The 2,239-nt window shown below is 59.3% G+C and carries 2 protein-coding genes; both read right to left on the bottom strand.

Features of this window, described 5'->3' with window-relative positions:
- Positions 1-1,419 (bottom strand): lantibiotic dehydratase (locus tag WH277_RS01825; protein ID WP_339504055.1); only part of this gene is annotated, 1,419 nt, incomplete at its 3' end.
- Positions 1,416-2,239, bottom strand: an 824-nt coding sequence (locus tag WH277_RS01830) for a hypothetical protein (RefSeq protein WP_339504057.1), incomplete at its 5' end; no start/stop codon positions are given. The genes WH277_RS01825 and WH277_RS01830, both read right to left, overlap by 4 nt.

Genomic DNA, 2,239 nt, shown 5'->3' on the forward strand with positions numbered 1-2,239 from the left:
GCCCTCACCATAGCGTTGCAGAAAAGCCTGCCGTAACCAGAGATATTCCAGCGACAGGCTGGCGCGCTTCGCCACCACTCTGGCTACCCGGGCCAGCACGTCAGACACGAAGGTATCCGGCAGCGTCATGTCGATTCCCTCGCTCCAGGCATCTTCATACACAAGGTTACGAATTTCCGGCATCTGATGGCTGGTAAGCCTCTGCCAGCTCTCGCTCAGCGTCTGCTGCGCCTGCGCCAAAAGCGCGACGCGCTCCGGATTTTTCGCCTCACGCAGTTGGAGCGGTAGCTCGCCCAGGCGACGTAACGACTCGCTGGTCAGTTCTGCCGGTAGCGACGCAAGCACAGCGGCTATTGGCGCAGGATGATGCGCGCTCCATTGTAGTTGCGGGCGCAATACGTCTTTACGCACCAGCTTTCGCAACAGCCGTTCCGCCGACTGTGGCGCAATGCCTGCTGCGACAAAATGCTGCCACCATTCACTCCAGCGCTGTGCGCTCCGGGCCGTCAGGATGGCATCCACTTCCTGCGGATCCAGGCTCAGCGCAAACTGCTGCTCTTCGTTCCATAACAGACCGCGCCGTTTTTCGTAGCGATAAAAATCCCCGCGCAACTGGCTGGCAGAAATCCGCTGTAGCGACGGATTAAGGCTCAGCGGCAGGTCACGCTCTGCCAGCAGGTGTTGGGCATACAAAGCTTCGCGCAGCGCCAGCGCGATCGACCGATTCAGATGGGTAGTCGTTGTAACCTGCCAGTTCGCAGTCTGCAGGCTGGCACTGGCGGCGCCATTAGCAAGTGGAAGCAGGATAAAAGAAGCAAATGTGCTGAAAGGGCTGACTTTACCCGCAGCGCGGGTCATATAAGCAAATAGCGTGCGCTCTACCCGCCGCCGCCTTTTAGCAGGCCACGCCTGCCAGTTTTGCGCCAGATCGGTCAGCAGACGGGGTGAAGCGAGACTGAGTGCACGGCGCATCACCGGTTCGTCGGCTGCCCTGGATAATACTTCGCGGGTACGGTCGCTGACCTGCTGCCAGCATTGGCTGAAGGTCGCCTTCAGCTGCCGTCGCTCTTCGCTCAGCCTCTGCCATTCGGCAAGTTGCGCCAGCGTAGAGTCATCGTAATGCGCCAGCCAGGCGCTCACTTCCTCAGAAAGCAGAAAAGGGCGGCCGTTATAGAGATGACGACGATAGCGAATAAGTTCGTTACGAACACTGTCTGCAGCAGGCTGTGCGACATGCGCATGCAGGCTCTCGATCAGGGTTTGCCTGAGTTGGTGCCAGCCCGACTCCAGTTGCTGCTGTTGACGAATAACGGCCAGCAGGCCATCAGGTAATTTGCTGACATAGTGTGTCGGCAAGCCCGCGATACGCAGCAAAATAAACGGCGCGACCCGCAGACCTGGCTGAGATAAAAGCATCATAACCCTGCTCCTGCGGTCAGCCAGTTAGCTATGCGCTGCCAGACAACCATGCAAATCCAGGCCATCAGCCCGGCCATTACCATGCCGTAAAGCAGACAGTAGCTGAGAAATAAGTGCCTTCCGGCGGCAGACCAGCTGAGGTTTTTTCCACTCGCGTCTCGCTGTGCGAACGCCTGAAACGCCCGGTTCATATCGGAAAGCCGGAAAGGCGTAAGGTTGAACAATAACCCGATAAGCACCAGCAGCTGCAAAGGGTGTACCGTGGCGGCCACGGCGGTTTCGCTCAAGGCAGCCAATGTGCCCAGGCATAAAAGATCCACTAACGGCCCGGCCAGTGCCACCGCAACCTGTATTCCGCGCTGCGGATACAGTGCAATCGCGCTGGTGTTAACAAAAGCGGAAGGCAGCCACCAGCCGCGAAACTGCAATCCGGCCCCAAGAACCGGACAGCCGTAAAGGCGGCAGGCCACGGCATGCCCCATCTCATGCAGCAATAACCACAGCGGTATGCCAACAACCATGACAAACAGCTGGCTGCCAAGCCATTCTCCCTGCATTAGCCAAAGGTTTAGCGTCGGCAGGCTGGCCACTGCCTGCCATAAAGCCAGCGCCGCCGCCGCCAACAGCAAGCTGCATCCCAGCCAGCGCGGAACCGGCTGCAGCAGGCTGGCAATCCGGCGCGCGGCCGCATCCGGATTGGGCAAAGGAATACGCCCGGCCACTTTCGCTACAGCAGGCCGTTCTGTACCCTCGTCGATCATATTGGCCTGCCGCAGGCGTTGCAAAAAAGTGCGCAGCGCCTGCTGGCACTGTTCAGCGG

It is taken from the genome of Erwinia sp. MYb416 (assembly GCF_037479575.1).
GTDB classification, from domain to species: Bacteria; Pseudomonadota; Gammaproteobacteria; order Enterobacterales; family Enterobacteriaceae; genus Erwinia; species Erwinia rhapontici.